Below are 17,636 nucleotides of genomic sequence, written 5' to 3'. Positions count from 1 at the left end.
CTTAAGCTTTTTATTTTTCAATAATATGTACTGTCGCAGTACGACCAGAAACAAAAGCAAGCTGATTTTTTGGCGCTTCGTCTAACACAATTTTTACAGGTACGCGCTGCGCTAAACGAACCCAGCTAAAGGTTGGGTTTACGTTTGCAAGCAATTTAGAACTGCTTGAACGCTCACGGTCTTCAATACCCGATGCAATACCTTGTACATGACCTTTAATTTTCTGACTATCACCCATTAACTGTACACTCGCTTCATCGCCAATATGAATACGGTCTAATTTTGTCTCTTCAAAATACCCTACAACATAGAGTTGTTTACGATCGAGCAATGCTGCAACTGCTTGTCCAACTTGAACATAATTACCAGGGCGCATATCAAAATTAGAGAGTGTTCCATCTGCGGGTGCCACCACAGCAGCACGATGCATATTAAGTTCAGCTAAATGCAAGTTACTTGTCGCAGCTTCAACGAGTGCCTGTTGCTGCTTAATAGTTGCTTCTGCTTGTTCAATCGCAGCTTGAAGTTGTTCATGCTCTGCAAGGGATTGATCGCGAGTTGCAAAAACTTGATCTTGTTCTTGTTTAGAAATAGCGCCATCCATTAAGTTTGAATAACGGTTTGCGTTTTTCTCGGCTAACTTAATGTTCGTACTCGATTTAATTAAGTTTGCCTTCGCTTGTGCTAAACCTGCTTGTGCTTGAGCAAATGCTGCTTTTGCTTTTGCCAAATCAGACTTTGCTTGCTCTACATCTAAAGCTCGGCGAGAAACATCAATTTTAAAAAGCACCTGACCTTTTTTGACAGTTTGGTTATCTTGAACCAATACTTCCGTTACAAGCCCTGCTACATCTGAAGAAACTTGAATGACGTCACCACGAACGCGACCATCACGTGTCCACGGCGCTGCATTATAGTAATTCCATAAATGCACAATGGTATAGACCGCAATCATTAATGCGACAATCAAAATCACTGGACGGATGACTTTTTTCAACTCCAATTGATTCATTTCACTCACCTAACTCAATCTTTAATCTGGCAATCATCTTTAAGCACCTAACCCAACAAAAACTTGGTGTATCACCAAAAGTAATAAAAGGTAAAAACACAAATTGAAAATGCTGGGCAATGCAATCCAGCCTTGTGCAATCCATTTGTTAGTTAAAGGACTTAACAAGCGGAAACATATATATGCAAATAAGGCTTGGACGAGCAAAGCGGGCACGTAAATACCGTAGACATTAAACTCACCCATGCGCTGTGGCTCCTGTAAGCGTACGATCTGCATTCATTTGGTTTGATGAAACATGACACATGCTATAAGCAATATTATTTAGTGAAATAAATAATCTTTGGCGAATAGCCATATCTTCTATATTTGAAGCAAGCTGTTTTAGTTCAAACAAAGTCTGATGAATATGTTGTATTAATACATCTGCTTCATCTTTTTCATTCTCTTTAGCTCTAAATAGCTCATCTAAATCTTGTTGCAAACGCCCAATATGATGAGCCAGTTCTGAAGATGACTGAACCTGATTTACTAACTCTTGCAAACGGGTTAAATCAACAATTGCACTTGATTCAACTAGTGCCTGATGAATTGATTTTTTAATCTCTTCTGACTGCACCATTTTAGTGTTTAAGACACCAACACGGTCTAACATACCTCTCAAATGAACTTTGAATTCAATACCATAAGGGATATAAATCGCTTGGCGCATCGCACGATAATGTAAAGCTAAAATACGATTTGCACTGGTATCGGGTGACATGGCACGTACCACATCTATCACAATGAGAGATACCAATACGCCCATCACCATACCGAATGAACTGTCTAAGTAAGACACTGCATCCATGCTATAAGCATTGTGCAAGTTCAGGCCCATCATGGTATTAATACCGAGCACCATACCTACAGGCATGAGTGCCTGATTTGCCATCATAGAAACCGCAAATAAGAACATCGGTAGTAAAACGATTCCAAGCTCCCAAAATGTAGTGACATGAGGGAAAACACCAAAAGCATAAATAAACACTAAAACAGCCGATGCCACACTGCCCCATATAAAAATACGCAAGACAGGAACAGGGTTATCTAAGGCTGTTAAAATACAGGCAGTTACTGCACCAATCTGTGCCATCATAAATCCAGCCTTCCAGCCAGACAGAATCCACACACCTGTCACAATAAATGTAATGAGTACCGCACTAATACCGCCTCTGACCGCTACCCCGTGATCTCGGTGTAAACTTGGGTAGGTCGTAGTCATTGGAGTAATGCTATCTGGAATCTCTTTATTACCCTGCTTGATGCGTTGCCATAAAACTTTTACAGCTAAAACATTACTAATAAAGTGGCGGACATCCATTTTCATGGCAGCCAATAAAACTTGCTGATGTTCAGAAGCCGAGTCATTTAAGTTCAAAAAGTCATTTTCAAACTCGTCAGGTAACTGCAAAACATTTTCATCAGTCATCTGGTCTTTTTGTTCGAGAAAATGAATCACATGACCTGAAAGCTGTTTTAATTTATCCGCATGACTTTCAACAAAATTCAGTTCTTGTAACTGTTTAATTCGTTCAGACAAAGCAACCAAGTTTGCAACTACCATCGACATTTGATGGAGCATTTCTTGCAAAGGCTTGGTCATGCCATGCAATTCACCTTTTTCATAACTCAAGTGAACTGCCAAAGCATGAATATCAGTTGTATCACGAGTAATTGCGGCTAAAAGCTGTGTATTGTTTTGCTGCTGGTCTGCATTTAACAAATTTGCAAATAGGTTTTCTGTATCTTTGAGTGTTTTAGTTACACGCTGCTTAATGGCTGAACCAATATGCATAGGCAAAATAGTTGCGGAAACCACTGCACTTGAAATCACACCAATTGAAATCTCAAGTACACGCGCCAAAGCAATATCAAAAATATTGTACTGATCAATATAAGTAATCGCGTTGTACGCAATCATTGCAGTTGAATAACCCGCCAACATAAATGCATAACTGCGAGGCGTCCGGTCGAGTAAGGATACATAAAGCGCAAAGCCTACCCATAGTGATAACACCACCGTAAAGATCCACGGCGTATTAATCAGATGAGGCGTGATTGTTAACGCAACAATGGCGCCACCCACCGTCCCTAAAACACGATAGACACACTTAGACGACACCATACCCGAATAAGGGTTGGCGATAATCAAGACAGTACCGATCGACCACATTGGATTAATCAGGTCTAATTCAAACGAGACAAATAATGCCAACATGCCGGCAATAAATGTCTTTATTGCAAAAATTAGATCAAGCTTACTCGGGCGAAAAGCCAGTATTTGCTTTAATAACATGAACTCATCTCAAATACAGATTTGAACTGATGAGCATGCTCCTCAGCGTGCCCTTGCTTTTTTAAAAAGACAACACGACTTTATCATTTGCCTTATAGACAAATGAGTTAATGAGAGCATCCTTCAATACAATGATTTTTCCTACATCTTTGCATGATATGCCCAGATGATTTCAGTTTGACCGCTATTTAGGCGACCAAGCTTAGGAAAGGAGAGACATCGAGAAAGCTGGCAGAGTAAACCAATTTCTCGATTAGATATTTTGTTGCACAATTTTTTCAAATTAAAGTGATTTAGTCAACTAAAATATCTTTATTTGATAATTTGATATGTTTTTAGTTAATCATATATGATGTACGAATCAAGAGAACTTTTCTGATTCTGAGCGTAAAATATTTAAATCAGGTAGTTATCTTGCAATTGAGACAAAGCTTCAATTTTTCTGTTATAAGAACTCAAGTGCGACTCTTTATTAAGGATACGAATAAGACATCATGGCAATTTCAAGTTTTGGCAAAATTTTAACCGTACTGGATTTATTTTCAGTTTCACGACCAGTGATTAATGTCGATATTATTTGCGAAGAACTTGGCTTGTCTAAACCGACCAGCTACCGTTATTTGAAAGAACTCGTATCTGCTGACTTATTAAAACGTATTAATGGTACTTCTGGCGATTACACTTTAGGCTCAAAAATAGCAGTTCTTGACTATGTATCCAGAACAACAGATCCACTCGTCCAAATCAGTACGCCGTTTATGCGCAATATCGTTGAGCGCACTGAACTCTGCTGTTTACTCACCTATTTAAATGATGACTATTGTATTGATATTCATCATGAGATTTTTAAAGATACAGAGCTACTTTCATATGGCCGAGGTTGTCCGCGTCCGATCTATGTTGGAGCATCACCAAAAACAATGGTGTCACATTTAAGTAAACAGCGCATGCATGACTACTATGAACGTTTTCAGAATGAGCTATCGCAGTCAGGTTTTGCTCTAGACGAAACAAGCTTTATTCAACGCATGCGTAAAATAAAAAAACAAGGCTTCTATTTCTCACAAGGTGAGATTGACCCTAATGTTTCAGGCCTTGCCGTTCCCGTTCGTTTTTCGAGTAAAGAAGTTCCTTTGGCTTTAACATTAGTTGCATCAAAGAATCGTTTTGACTTTTTAAATATTCAAAAACTGATTGAAATTTTGCAAGAAAATGCTGGATTGATTGAGCAGCGCTTTATGGAACTCTCAGAAAAAGGTGAGATATAAAATAGTATTTTTGATAATTTAAAGTTTTTTTACATTTTTAAGCATTGAAAAAACCAAAATATTCTCATATTATGATTTTAGCACCTATTGATGATTCTTTTCATCAGCAGCTCATCAATAGAAGGCTCTCCCTCAGAGGAATAAGCTCATGCAGCCATCATGGGCTTTTTTCTTGCCTAATTTTTAGCAAAAACTTATGAAAATTTGAACTGACGGAATGTCAGATTAATACGTGGTTGTAAAATTTTTGTCGAACGATTTAAATGGTGTTGCCAATATTGTTGAGTTTCACCGCGCATCACAATAAGTTGCCCCGGCTGTAACCACATTTCAACTTTTTCTTTAGTGTGAATATGTCTAAAAGAGAACTTTCTGGTCGCTCCAAAACTTAAAGAAGCAATGGTGGTTGTTCTAGCTAAAGACACATCTGAGTCGCTATGCCAAGCCATACCTTGCGTTCCATCTTCATAAAGATTGGCTAAGCAAGAATTAAATTTTTCTGAAAGAATTTGTTCTACCTGCTGTTTCAACTTAGCAAGCGCTTTGTCCCACGGCAGAGAATCCCGAAAAACACCAGAATACTTATATCTATAATGCTCGTCACCATACCAAGCAACTTTGCGGGGAGTAATGAAGTGCTTGCCGTATAACTTCGCTTCATCATGTCGCCATGCCAAATGTTGATACAAATACTGAAAATATTGCTCGGCCTCTTCAGCACCTAAAATACATCCATAGTCCTGAACTTCACCATCATAAGGTAATAAATTTTCACAAGGTTCCGGAGAAAATAAATCTAGAGTCATGCAATCTCCCCTTGCTGCTTAGCTATCTCTCAAGCTAACAATGCCAGTTAAGTGCCGTTTTGCCAATGGTATTTACTTATTATACCAATTACGTGATTTAAGCTATTTTTGCGCTTTGCAATAAAAAAGCCTTTCTCAAGGAAAGGCTTTTTAAAATCTTATTTGGTTTTATGGCTGCTTTAGATATGGCCACGCGGCTTTTAAATAAATGAACATTGACCACAAAGTAAGAATGACTGCGGTATATAACAAAGCATAAGCCAACATTTCTAAAGGCTGCCAGTTGAGTAAGAACACACTAATCGCAATCATTTGAAATGCAGTTTTATATTTACCTACAGTTGACACTGCTACACTGGTTCGCGCACCCAGTTCTGCCATCCACTCACGTAGAGCAGAAACAGTAATTTCCCGTGAAATAATAACAATTGCTGCAAAAGCCATCGCAATGGTAGGTTTCCACTGTACTAAAACAATAAGTGCAGCTGCTACCATGAGTTTGTCTGCAACTGGGTCTAGAAATCGGCCAAATGCTGAAGTCTGGTTTAAAGATCGTGCCAAATAGCCATCAAACCAGTCGGTTATAGCAGCCAGCACAAAGATCGCAGTCAAGATAATATGACGAGTCATACTTCCTACGTGCTCACCAATACCTATTGCAGGCGGCCAATATGCAATCACCAAAAATACTGGAATAAGCGCGATACGCGCCAAAGTTAGGATATTTGGGATATTCAGGATTCGCCCTGTGGTCATAAACACCGCCAATTTAGTCTTCACGCATCTTTTAACAGACAAAGACACATACTTCAATATTGTATCTATCTGTAACAGCCACTTTATACGAAATATGTGAATCGAGAAAGTAGATTGCTTAGGTAAATACCGTAACAGTTTGCCTCAAAATTGCAATTAAATGATCACTTTGATCCCAAAGATATGCATATTCTGTCGAGTAACCTTCACTTGCATATTCTGTGACGACTTTATATTTAAACCAGTCACACAGTTGATGCTGGACTGGGTTCACATACGTAATGTGCCACGTTAAAGAACTTGCAGGTGCAACTTGCTTAAACATTGGCAATACACCCGGCGGCCAAATGTCCATGAGAACAATCAAATCAGGCAATGTTAGTTGACGATTTTCATGTTGCTCTGGTGAGAACCTTGACCAGCCACCAAAGTCCGGATGCTCACTTGCTGTCACCGGATAATTACCCTCAGCCCAACACACTTCAAAGTGCTGAAAGCATTCAGGCATATGCTGACCAAAAGGAATGACAGATAAATTTTCAGGTTGTACATACGTAGGAGCAACAGGTTCTTTTTTTACCTCAATACTCGATACACGAGGTGCCCCAAAACTTGCGACCAAAATGGTTTGTACTGCACCATCTTGCCATAAACGTGCCTCAAGCGTAGTGACTGACTTCCCCTCTCTTAAAACTTCAATAGTCAATCGGGCAGAACCTTGCTGTACAGGACCCACAAAAGTAACACTACAACTTAATAATCTTTTATTTGGATCTTGAATATGGGAGCATGCTTTTTGCATTAATAGCCCAGCAACAAGGCCACCAAAAACCGTACGGCCCTGTAACCACCCTGCGGGTATATCAATCCATTCATTTTGTTTTACATCTTCAAATAGCTGTAATAATGACATGCATATCCCTAAGTCATGTGCGTGATTAGAAAGTATCTTTCATTATTTTGACCATCATGTGAATGGTCATGATGCTATTAATTTATGAGTGCTTTTGTCACTCAAATTTTAAATACGTGGCTACTCATGCAAAATTTTATAAATCGTTCTTGCCATCACTTCCCCTAAGCCCGGCACGACTGTCAGTTCTTTTTCCGATGCTTTTAACACGCCTTGAATCCCACCAAAATGTGTTAATAAATCTCGACGGCGTTTAGGCCCTAAGCCCGGAATGGCCTCTAAAACTGAGGTACTACGGCGTTTATCACGCTTAGCGCGGTGTTTGGTAATCGCAAAACGGTGAGCTTCATCACGGACCTGTTGAATCAAATGTAGGGCTTTATGATCTTCAGGTAACTGAGTTTTTGTGCCGTCAGTAAAATGAAGCGTTTCAAGTCCTGGTTTACGCCCCTCACCCTTTGAGACACCAATCATGAAAGCCTCAAGTCCAAGTTCTTGCATAACTTCCATTGCCATATGAAGTTGGCCTTTACCACCATCAATTAAAAGCAAGTCAGGCAGCATAGCCTTTTTATAGCGACGCGTTAAAGCTTGTCGCATCGCAGCATAATCATCGCCCGCAGTAATATCTTGAATGGCAAATTGTCGGTAGTCACGTTTACGCGCACCGCCTTGGTCAAACACCACGCATGATGCGATCGGTGCTTCGCCCATGGTATGACTAATATCGAAACATTCGATACGATCAATTGGACGGCCAACCACCTGCTCAAGCTGGTGGAAACGCTCATTGAGTTCTAAATGGTTACTCAACTGCCCTTTAATTGCATGCTGAACGTTCATTTCAGCAAGCTCTAACCATTCAGCACGTGTTTCTCGCACATTGCTCTTAATCTGGACTTTCTTTCCAAACTGCTGTGCTAAGGCTTCTTCCAGCTCTTTACGGTCAGGTAAGGCAGTATTTACAATCAGTTCACTTGGTACTTCATCGGCAACCTGAAAATAAAAGTTTGCCATAAAGTCACTTAGCATTTGTCCGAGGTCATCACCCAACATATCAGGGAAATAACTTTTACCGCCTAGCATACGTCCATTACGCACATGCATAATCTGCACACATGTCACACCAGCCTGATAGGCAATGGCCAAAATATCAGCTTCACCTTTCACTTTGAAAACAGCTTGCTGTGCTTGTACTTCACGAAGTAAAGACAATCGGTCTCGATAAAAAACGGCTTTTTCAAATTCAAGATCCGCCGCTGCTTGCTCCATTTTCGCAATCAGCTCTTGGTTTAATTCTTTGGTGTCACCTTGTAAGAAACGAATACTGTTATTCACATCTTCTTTGTAATCTTCTGGTGAAACCAAGCCTACACATGGGGCCGAACAGCGTTTGATTTGATATTGCAAACATGGACGTTTGCGCTGTGAGAAGTAACTGTTTTCACACTGGCGCACATTAAAAAGTTTTTGTAAAACCAGTAAAGTATCTCGGGCACTATAAGCGCTTGGATAAGGCCCAAAGAACTTACCAATTTGATGTTTACCCTTGCCACGACCACTGGCAATTCGCGGATACGGCTTATCTGCGGAAACAAAAATATAGACATATGATTTGTCATCTCGCAGCATGATGTTATATGGCGGACGATGTTGTTTAATTAAGTTTTGTTCTAAAAGCAGGGCTTCAGTTTCTGAACGCGTGACGAGCGTTTCAATATCATAAATTCTGGCAACTAAAGCTTGAGTTTTTGGATGCTCAATGGTTTTAACAAAATAACTCGATACCCGATTTTTTAGGTTTTTTGCTTTACCGACATATAACAACTCACCATCTTTCCCTAGCATTTTATAAACGCCTGGAAGTTGGGTCATATGGGCTAAAATTTTTTCAATATGGGGACGAGCGTTTTGATTCACTATTGGCATGCATGGCTTAATACTGAATACCTAATGTGATGTTTTCACCCTTACTTTTCAAGTGCTTTACTGTGCCAGAACCCAAATTAGACAAGCGATGACAAAGTGTGTCGTACATCTTTAAGAATCGAGACGATAATAACTGTACTTCACGTCTTTTTCTTTATAGACCGCATAGGTTTTTTGACGGAAATCAGAGAACCAACCATTCCCCGTATAGCCAGCAATATGTCCGTAAGTATGACCACTTGTACGTTCAATAATATAGATATCGCCTTCTTGAGGACGATTGAATGCCGGTTTGATTTTCTTATAGCCGTTCTTTTCTAGAGTATGCCCCCAGTCAGATGCAGCTACTGGATGCTTTGAAACATCTGCACCTGCTGCCTGTAAAGCAATACGAATATTTTTGGCGCATTTTTCTTTACTGTGCCTTGCAGACATACTTTCAAGTTTGCTTGAGAATTTATGCAGATCGATATTTTGGTCTTCTACTTTATGTCTTTTAGAAGTTGATCGGCTATGCTTTTTAGTCTCAGCAGAAGCTTTGTTTAACATCGCTTTCGTTTTTAAGTCACCCTGAGAACTTTCTTCTTTTCTCAATTTAATGTGGTGAACATGTGCATGAGCTACGTGATGAGCATGAGCCATTTTGAAACCTACTTCCGCTAACCAGTCTTCGAAAAAACGGAGCAATTGTAGAATCAAAATTATGCGTTGGCTTTTAATAGTTGTAACAAATTCCTAGCACTGTGAAATGGGTCACAAAATTAATCATTTAGATCAATAATCAATCATTTTTTAAATTATCTACTTAATGAAAATTTACATAAAGTTATTTTTTATAAAAAATTTATTAAAAACATAATATTATTAAAATACACATAAAATAATATTTTAATAAAACTGAAAAAATAATGTCATTTAACTTTTTTAATATTTGGATTCAACTCTTAAAATATCCATAATATATGAAAATCTATATCTTAATCTTTACTCTAATCGGTAGCGTGATCTACTCAACTCAAGGTTTTTCAAAAGACTGGAGCCAAGTTCCTCTATGCAGTGCAGACCAACCAGCATGTGTTACAGGTCTTTCTACGTTGCAACCCATAAACTTGGAAAACGGAAAAATTGTCTTTGATTTTGACACAGATGGATGTCTAGCTTCAGCACCAGTACAAAAACAAGGTGAAAACTATTACCCGAATAATGGTTTGAGCACCTCAGGTACTTTAGAAGGTCAATGTAGTTATAGGGATCAGTTAAGCAAAGCAAATATTATTTACAAGGAGAAATGTACGACTTATCAGAATTCTATTTACTGCGGTCGTATTTTTGCACTTTATACAGTTAAAGATAAAGCCGTAAATGGTAACTTAGACTTTATAGGACATCGACATGACCTAGAACACGCCGTAGTCTGGATGAAAGACGGTAAGGTAACGCATATAGGGGTAAGCGCACATGGAGAATTAACAAATACAGCAGCCAATCTATCTCCATTAGCAAAAGAATATGGTAATAATGCCTATGCAGTGGTTTATCATAAAGATGGTGTATTGACACATGCTCTGCGTTTAGCTGCATCAAAAACATCAAATAATATTCAAGTTGTTAATGAGACTCCAGAAAATCCAACAGGAAAATGGGTTTTACCTAATGTAATTGACATTGATCAGGCACCTACTAATTACATTAATACTCTTTTTAGCTCTGACTACGGTAAAGCAACACTTGAAATAAAACCATCTCGACTTATTAACTTTCTAAACAGTAAGAAACCTGCTGAATGGAACAATGTGACCTTTTATTAGTTAACACGCAATAAAAACTTAATTTAATATAAATTTAATTAAAATAAAAAAACGCCCTTTCGGGCGTTTTAATTAAAATACATATGGTCGTACAAAAATCAGAAAGAAAATTCCAAGCATGAGGAACCATTTTAAGAAGTAATATAATTTGCGGTTTTTAGCTTTTAATGCTTTGGCTTTAATACGAATTTGGTACACATAACCAAATGCTTTATTTAAACCACCCGTTTGGTCACCTGTTTCATTCGGTGAGCTTGCCGCAGTCATCACGTTACGACCAAACCAATGGTTAAAACGTTCCATCCATTTCACTTTCATTGGACGCTCAACGTCTGCAAAGAAAATAATACGGTTTTGCTCAGTCTTATTTTCAGCATAGTGAATATACGTTTCATCAAACACAACGCTTTGACCGTCACGCCAAGAGTATCTTTCACCATCGACATCAATGAAACAACGATCATCATTTGGTGTAATCAAACCCAAGTGATAACGAAGTGAACCTGCGTATGGGTCACGGTGTCTTACCAAACGGCTGTCAGGAGCAAGCTCGGTAAACATTGCCGCTTTAATGGTCGGTAATGTTTTGAGTAAAGCCGTTGTTTTCGGACAAAGTTCAGCAGCCGAAGGATGGCTTGACTCATACCATTTGAGGTAAAAACGTTTCCATCCTGTTTTAAAGAACGAGTTAAAACCTAAGTCATTATAGGTACTCGATGCTTTAATCCCACCTTGGTCATATAAAGCTTTCGCTTCGTCTCGAATCATTTCCCAATTTTCATCTAACACTTTTAAATCTTTGAAGTGTTGAGTATCGATATAAGGCTGATTCGGTACCTTTGAAAAGATGTACATTAAAAAGTTAATCGGTGCGAGCAAGGTTGAATGGTCAAAAAATTGACGATAAAACGAGTGACGCACTTTGCCGCGATGTTGGATATACAATGCAGATATTACAAAAATCGCTAATATGACCCACTTAATCATATAGTTACTCGCATTTAAGCATCTTTAAAATACTTCGAAGAAATTTAAAATCGGAGAAATAATAACAAACTCTCGAAGAAAATTCAGAGTCATATGATTAACTATTATTTTTAGCAAAAAGAAATCTCAAGAATATTTATTCTTGAGATTTCTTAAACTCAGGCTTTAAATTAGTTTTGATAGGGTTTCCAATTTAACGCATTTAGAGAAACAAGTGCTCTTGCAGCGGTTTCATTATAGACATAACAGCCTGATTTCAATTGTGCAATTCTTAACCGAGCTAAACGAATACTGTCAGAATCATTGGTATTTTTTAAGTATGTTTCCCAATGCTTAACTTCTTGATCAGCCGTCCAAGCAATGTTACTTGTATAATTTGCTGTATATGGCTTACCTTGATATTGCACCGCCACACTATCGTTTGCAGCAAAACCTAAACTAGTATTATAAATTGTTGTCCATGAAACATTTTGCCATGTGCCCTTAACTGCTTTATAAGTAAAGCCAAATGGATTTGTTTGATTCAAACGATTAAGATATGGAGCATTTTCAGCATCGAACTCATCAAAACTTTGGTTAAGTTCATAATCTTGACCGACATTAAATGCAAACGACTCTTGATTAGATTTTTTTGAAATTAAACGGTAGCAACTACTTCCTTCAGGAAATTTATTCTGTCCATAAGTATTAAGAAATATACGCCCATTCGTCGTGCTTGCATCATTTACTGGAAAGCCTACTGCTCGGTAACCTGGTAAAACAGCGTCAAACATGTTCTGACCAGACAGATTAACTCTCTGAAGTTTCCAATCCTCTTTAACATCACCAATAAGATCCAGTGTCCAATCTGTTAGCGAATTAATATTCATAACATTAATCGCTCTATCAGTTGGCAAATAGAGTTTTTTCTCTGTGAGCAAATACTCACCTAAAGGTTGATTAGAGGATCCATCTGTTGATTTTTTATTGAATATTTCAAAATAAGAAATATTTAATGCGTCTGTTTCATTCGCATTGTAATCCATAAAATAGTAACGACTTCCATTTACCGTAGAATCTTGTGATGCACTACTTTGATCGTTATTTACGGAATTATTATCACTAGAACCACCACCGCCACACGCACTCAACATCATTGGTAGGATAGCTAAAATTACAAACTTATTTTTTAACATAATATTACTTTATCTAACATTTTTATAACACAAAGTTTATCCAAAGATAAAAAAATAGACAACCCTTTCTGTATAATAATTCACGAAACATCTTATTTTTTATTACTAATTCAAAAATTTAAGTTATTTAGCAGTCTTTATTCTTTTCCATACATGTGTTTTCCCCATTGAAATCTCTATTATTTCATTGTTCTTTTATTATTCATTTCATCGTTTACTACATTCTCTTATGGACCCTTCAACCCTTGGTTATCAAGCTATTGCTCCCTATAAAAAACATATTTTCCATATAAATAAATTAAAAAAAATTATTTGCAGATAATTGATGACCCTTGCGTCACGGCTTGATACAACTTGTTGGCTTCTTTTTAGATATAGTTATCGTAAGATTAGCGAAGCATAAATGTGTACCGGAGCTGTACACACGCTTCATAACATCAACTTAGAAGTCCTCCAAAACTAAGGAGATCAGGCATGATCCACGCTGGCAATGCCATTACCGTCCAAATGCTTTCGGACGGAATTGCAGAATTCCGCTTTGACTTACAAGGTGAGTCGGTCAATAAATTTAACCGTGCAACAATTGAAGATTTCCAAGCAGCGATTGCTGCTGTAAAAGCCAATAACGATATTAAAGGCTTAGTTGTAACTTCGGGTAAATCTACATTTATTGTTGGTGCAGATATTACTGAATTTGGCGAAAACTTCGCCCAAGGCGAAAAAGCGATTGTTGACTGGCTTATGCCTGTTCACGAGATCTTCAATAGCTTTGAAGATTTAGACCTTCCAAAAGTTGCTGCTATTAATGGCATGGCTTTAGGTGGCGGTTTTGAAATGTGCTTAGTGTGTGACTATCGTGTGATGTCAGAAGCTGCACAAGTGGGCTTACCTGAAATCAAACTCGGTATTTATCCTGGTTTCGGTGGTAGCGTTCGTTTAAGCCGTGTTATCGGTATCGACAACGCAGTTGAATGGATGGCAATGGCTGTTCCTAAAAAACCGGCTGCTGCACTTAAAGATGGTGCTGTAGATGCGGTTGTAGCTGCTGACAAATTACTTGAAGCTGCAACTGACTTGGTTAAACAAGCAATTTCTGGTCGTTTAAACTGGAAAGCAAAACGCCAAGAAAAACTTGATGCTGTAAAATTGAATCCACTTGAACAAATGATGGCGTTCAACACAGCAAAAGGTGCAGTACTTGCTAAAGCAAACCCTGCTCAATACCCTGCTCCAAAATTATTACTTGATTCATTACAAGCAGGTGCAAGCCTTGCACGTGATGAAGCATTAAAAGTTGAAGCTGAAGGCTTTGCGAAAGCAGCGATTACTCCACAAGCTGGTGCATTGATTGGCTTATTCCTCAATGACCAAGTTGTTAAGAAAACTGCTAAAAAACATGAAAAAGGTGCTCATCCTGTAAACCAAGCAGCTGTACTTGGCGCTGGTATTATGGGTGGTGGTATTGCTTACCAAGCTGCAAGCAAAGGCACACCAATTATCATGAAAGATATTGGTAACCCACAACTTGCATTAGGTATGTCAGAAGCGAACAGCTTGTTAACTAAACAAGTTGAACGTAAGAAAATGAAACCTGCGCAAATGGGTGAAACTCTTGCACGTATCCGCCCTACTTTAAGCTACGACGAGTTTAAAGAAGTTGATATCGTAATCGAAGCAGTTACAGAAAATCCAAAAGTTAAAGAAATGGTACTTGCGGATACTGAAAAGAATGTTCGTGAAAATACGATCATTGCTTCTAATACGTCTACGATTTCAATCACGCGTTTAGCGAAAGCATTACAACGTCCTGAAAACTTCGTTGGTATGCACTTCTTCAACCCAGTTCACATGATGCCGCTTGTAGAAGTTATTCGTGGTGAAAAAACTTCTGAAGAAGCGATTGCAACGACTGTAGTGCTTGCTCAAAAAATGGGTAAAACACCAATCGTTGTAAACGACTGCCCAGGGTTCTTGGTTAACCGTGTATTGTTCCCTTACTTTGGTGCGTTTGACCTTCTTGTAAAAGACGGCGCAGACTTCCAACAAGTTGACAATGTAATGTCTAAGTTTGGCTGGCCAATGGGTCCTGCTTACCTCATCGACGTTGTTGGTATCGACACAGGTGTACATGGTGCAGAAGTCATGGCAGAAGGTTTCCCAGACCGTATGAAGCCGGACTACAAAGGTTCAATTCAAGCAATGTACGAAGCTAAACGTCTTGGTCAAAAGAATGACGTTGGTTTCTACAAGTACGTACTCGACAAGAAAGGCAAGAAAGCAAAAACTGTTGATCCAACAGCATATGAAATCATTGCTCCTTTCGTGACTGGTGAAAAACGCGAATTTGATAACCAAGAAATCATTGACCGTATGATGCTTGCTTTCTGTAACGAAACAGTTCGTTGCTTAGAAGACAACATCGTTGCAACTGCCGCTGAAGCAGATATGGCGATGATTATGGGTGTAGGTTTCCCTCCATTCCGTGGTGGTCCATGCCGTTACATCGACCAAACAGGTGTTGCTGAATACGTTGCGCTTTGCGACAAATATGCACACTTAGGTAAGGCTTATGAAGCGCCGCAAATGTTGCGCGACATGGCTGCTAACAACAAAAAATTCTACGGTTAAGGAGCGATGTGAATGGCTACTTTAAATCCACGTGACGTTGTGATTGTTGATGGCGTTCGTTCTGCCATGGGCAAATCTAAAAACGGTATGTTCCGTAATGTACGTGCCGACAGTTTATCTGCTGAACTTGTACGTGCGCTCGTTGCTCGTAACCAGTTTGATGTAAATGAAGTTGAAGATCTGATCTGGGGCTGTGTAAACCAGACTCTAGAACAAGGTATGAACATTGGCCGTAACATCGGTTTATTGGCTGACTTGCCTAAAACTGTTGCTGGTCAAACAGTGAACCGTCTTTGTGGTTCGTCTATGCAGGCAATCCACACTGCCGCAGCACAAATTGCGACTAACCAAGGTGACATCTTCATTATTGGTGGTGTAGAGCATATGGGCCACGTAGGTATGATGCACGGCATCGACCTTAACCCAGAAGCATCTAAACACTATGCAAAAGCATCTAACATGATGGGCTTAACTGCTGAAATGTTAGGTCGTATGAACGGCATTACTCGTGAAGAACAAGATGCGTTCGGTGTTGAATCTCACCGCCGTGCTTGGGCTGCAACTCAGGAAGGTCGTTTCAAAAATGAAATCGTTGGTGTTGAAGGCCACGATGCAAATGGTTTCAAAATCCTTTGCGACATCGACGAAGTGATTCGTCCAGATGCAAACCTTGAAGCATTCAAAGCATTAAAACCTGTATTTGACCCTAAAGGTGGTTCAGTAACAGCAGCAACTTCTTCTGCTCTTTCTGACGGTGCTTCTGCAATGTTGCTTATGTCTGCTGAACGTGCACAAGCATTAGGTTTAAAACCACGTGCTGTAATTCGCTCTATGGCAGTAGCAGGCTGTGACGCAGCAATCATGGGTTACGGTCCAGTTCCAGCGACTCAAAAAGCGCTTAAGCGTGCTGGCTTATCAATTGCTGATATTCAGACTGTTGAGTTAAATGAAGCATTTGCTGCACAAGGCTTGTCTGTTCTTAAGGGCTTAGGTCTTTATGACAAACAAGACATCGTGAACTTAAATGGTGGTGCAATCGCACTTGGTCACCCACTAGGCTGTTCTGGTGCACGTATTACAACTACGTTGTTGAACGTGATGGAACAACAAGATACTCAAATTGGTCTCGCGACTATGTGTATCGGCCTTGGGCAAGGTATTGCAACGATTATCGAACGTGTTTAATTAGCACCAAGATAAAAAATCCCCGCTCAATGCGGGGATTTTTATTTTATCGGCCTTTTAAACCATCTTGGATTTGTTGCTGTAATTTCAAAATATCATTTAAATTTACTTTCATCGTACCTTCGCGATAAGCATCGACATTACTTCGGTTAATGTTCAAATCTTTTAACATTTCAAAAAGACCATTAGTTGGGTCAGAAGACTGAATCCCACCCGCTACCGCTAAAATATATTGTTGTAAAAATGGGGAAAGTTGCGACAGATCAGGCTGCGCCATAACGGGCTGATAATCTACGGTCGTCATACCTTCTGGGACTAAAGCATTCTGTATATCGTTATGTATTTTATATTCATGGTGTTGTAGTGCTTGTCGTACGTTCTTATCTTCTTGAAACGGTACAAAGCCCACCTCGTCACGTAGCTCAGATTCAGCCATAACGCGAATAGTGGGTAAAGTCGTTACCTCTTCTGCCTGAACAGTTGGTAAACCTATAAAAGCAAATACAGCGATTAAAGCTGATCGTTTTAGAAAGTTCATACCTAGCTCCAAAAAATCAGTCATCCTATTTCAATCAAAAGATGAAGATTCAAATAAAGGTCTCTATAAATAGGCTACAACAAACTGCTTTGTGATTCAGTAAGGCTCAGATAAACGGTAAGTAAAGTTAGTATTTCAAATACTAAAAATTCTTTTAAGTGTAATAGGCTTTGTTGCACAAAGCTATTCTTGAAGGCTTCTTCAGTAATATAATTTCCAGATGAAGAAGCCTACACCTAAAATCTATCGTACAACCAATTGGTCCTCGTATAACCAAGCTTTAATCAAGCGAG

15 protein-coding genes are annotated in these 17,636 nt (G+C 39.0%); 4 read left to right on the top strand and 11 right to left on the bottom strand.

Features of this window, described 5'->3' with window-relative positions; translation table 11 throughout:
• Nucleotides 1-10 precede the first annotated feature (10 nt).
• Genes MSG95_RS11890 through MSG95_RS11880 form a run of 3 tightly spaced genes read right to left on the bottom strand, consistent with a single transcriptional unit; the run spans nucleotide 11 to nucleotide 3,350 of the window.
• Nucleotides 11-1,012: an HlyD family secretion protein gene (locus MSG95_RS11890; RefSeq protein WP_019456779.1), complete on the bottom strand. Its 1,002-nt coding sequence runs from the start codon at nucleotides 1,010-1,012 to the stop codon at nucleotides 11-13.
• A 39-nt stretch (nucleotides 1,013-1,051) separates the two neighbouring features.
• Entirely contained in the window at nucleotides 1,052-1,258 is a 207-nt protein-coding gene (locus MSG95_RS11885) for a DUF1656 domain-containing protein (RefSeq protein WP_004699097.1), read from the bottom strand.
• The gene (locus MSG95_RS11880) at nucleotides 1,251-3,350 is read right to left on the bottom strand and encodes an FUSC family protein (RefSeq protein ID WP_077165006.1); all 2,100 of its coding nucleotides are present in this window, start codon (nucleotides 3,348-3,350) and stop codon (nucleotides 1,251-1,253) included. The genes MSG95_RS11885 and MSG95_RS11880 overlap by 8 nt, the downstream gene beginning before the upstream one ends.
• 494 nt (nucleotides 3,351-3,844) lie before the next feature.
• On the opposite strand from MSG95_RS11880, the gene MSG95_RS11875 reads away from it, so the two are divergent.
• Complete coding sequence (locus MSG95_RS11875; RefSeq protein ID WP_004699103.1) at nucleotides 3,845-4,618, top strand: IclR family transcriptional regulator; 774 nt, start codon at nucleotides 3,845-3,847, stop codon at nucleotides 4,616-4,618.
• Nucleotides 4,619-4,812: 194 nt separating this feature from the next.
• On the opposite strand, the gene MSG95_RS11870 is transcribed toward MSG95_RS11875, so the two are convergent.
• The 5 genes from MSG95_RS11870 to MSG95_RS11850 form a co-directional block, all read right to left on the bottom strand.
• The gene (locus MSG95_RS11870) at nucleotides 4,813-5,424 is read right to left on the bottom strand and encodes an alpha-ketoglutarate-dependent dioxygenase AlkB family protein (protein WP_039251217.1); all 612 of its coding nucleotides are present in this window, start codon (nucleotides 5,422-5,424) and stop codon (nucleotides 4,813-4,815) included.
• A gap of 168 nt (nucleotides 5,425-5,592) precedes the next feature.
• A complete protein-coding gene (gene pgsA / locus MSG95_RS11865) occupies nucleotides 5,593-6,180 on the bottom strand; it encodes a CDP-diacylglycerol--glycerol-3-phosphate 3-phosphatidyltransferase (RefSeq protein ID WP_004699108.1) in 588 nt (195 codons plus the stop codon).
• Between the two features lie 118 nt (nucleotides 6,181-6,298).
• A complete protein-coding gene (locus MSG95_RS11860) occupies nucleotides 6,299-7,093 on the bottom strand; it encodes a thioesterase family protein (protein ID WP_077165007.1) in 795 nt (264 codons plus the stop codon).
• Between the two features lie 120 nt (nucleotides 7,094-7,213).
• Nucleotides 7,214-9,013, bottom strand: a complete 1,800-nt coding sequence (gene uvrC, locus MSG95_RS11855; protein ID WP_077165026.1) for an excinuclease ABC subunit UvrC — start codon at nucleotides 9,011-9,013, stop codon at nucleotides 7,214-7,216.
• A 120-nt stretch (nucleotides 9,014-9,133) separates the two neighbouring features.
• Complete coding sequence (locus tag MSG95_RS11850; protein WP_039251233.1) at nucleotides 9,134-9,664, bottom strand: peptidoglycan amidohydrolase family protein; 531 nt, start codon at nucleotides 9,662-9,664, stop codon at nucleotides 9,134-9,136.
• A 320-nt stretch (nucleotides 9,665-9,984) separates the two neighbouring features.
• Here MSG95_RS11850 and MSG95_RS11845 point away from each other — a divergent pair, with 320 nt between their 5' ends.
• On the top strand, nucleotides 9,985-10,830 hold the full coding sequence (locus MSG95_RS11845; protein WP_228144402.1) for an NPP1 family protein: 846 nt from the start codon (nucleotides 9,985-9,987) through the stop codon (nucleotides 10,828-10,830).
• A 72-nt stretch (nucleotides 10,831-10,902) separates the two neighbouring features.
• Here MSG95_RS11845 and lpxO read toward each other — a convergent pair whose 3' ends face one another.
• Both lpxO and MSG95_RS11835 read right to left on the bottom strand, forming a co-directional pair.
• Nucleotides 10,903-11,817, bottom strand: coding sequence for a lipid A hydroxylase LpxO (gene lpxO / locus MSG95_RS11840; protein WP_077165008.1), 915 nt, complete (start codon nucleotides 11,815-11,817; stop codon nucleotides 10,903-10,905).
• Between the two features lie 170 nt (nucleotides 11,818-11,987).
• The gene (locus tag MSG95_RS11835) at nucleotides 11,988-12,992 is read right to left on the bottom strand and encodes a hypothetical protein (protein ID WP_077165009.1); all 1,005 of its coding nucleotides are present in this window, start codon (nucleotides 12,990-12,992) and stop codon (nucleotides 11,988-11,990) included.
• Nucleotides 12,993-13,466: 474 nt separating this feature from the next.
• Here MSG95_RS11835 and fadB point away from each other — a divergent pair, with 474 nt between their 5' ends.
• Nucleotides 13,467-15,620, top strand: coding sequence for a fatty acid oxidation complex subunit alpha FadB (fadB, locus tag MSG95_RS11830; protein ID WP_004699123.1), 2,154 nt, complete (start codon nucleotides 13,467-13,469; stop codon nucleotides 15,618-15,620).
• A gap of 12 nt (nucleotides 15,621-15,632) precedes the next feature.
• Nucleotides 15,633-16,805, top strand: a complete 1,173-nt coding sequence (gene fadA, locus MSG95_RS11825) for an acetyl-CoA C-acyltransferase FadA (protein ID WP_002157046.1) — start codon at nucleotides 15,633-15,635, stop codon at nucleotides 16,803-16,805.
• Between the two features lie 46 nt (nucleotides 16,806-16,851).
• On the opposite strand, the gene MSG95_RS11820 is transcribed toward fadA, so the two are convergent.
• Nucleotides 16,852-17,343, bottom strand: a complete 492-nt coding sequence (locus MSG95_RS11820; RefSeq protein WP_213033547.1) for a hypothetical protein — start codon at nucleotides 17,341-17,343, stop codon at nucleotides 16,852-16,854.
• Nucleotides 17,344-17,636 lie beyond the last annotated feature (293 nt).

Source organism: Acinetobacter sp. IK23, from assembly GCF_035615275.1.
GTDB classification, from domain to species: domain Bacteria; phylum Pseudomonadota; class Gammaproteobacteria; order Pseudomonadales; family Moraxellaceae; genus Acinetobacter; species Acinetobacter seifertii.
This window is presented reverse-complemented; position numbering and strand designations above follow the sequence as displayed.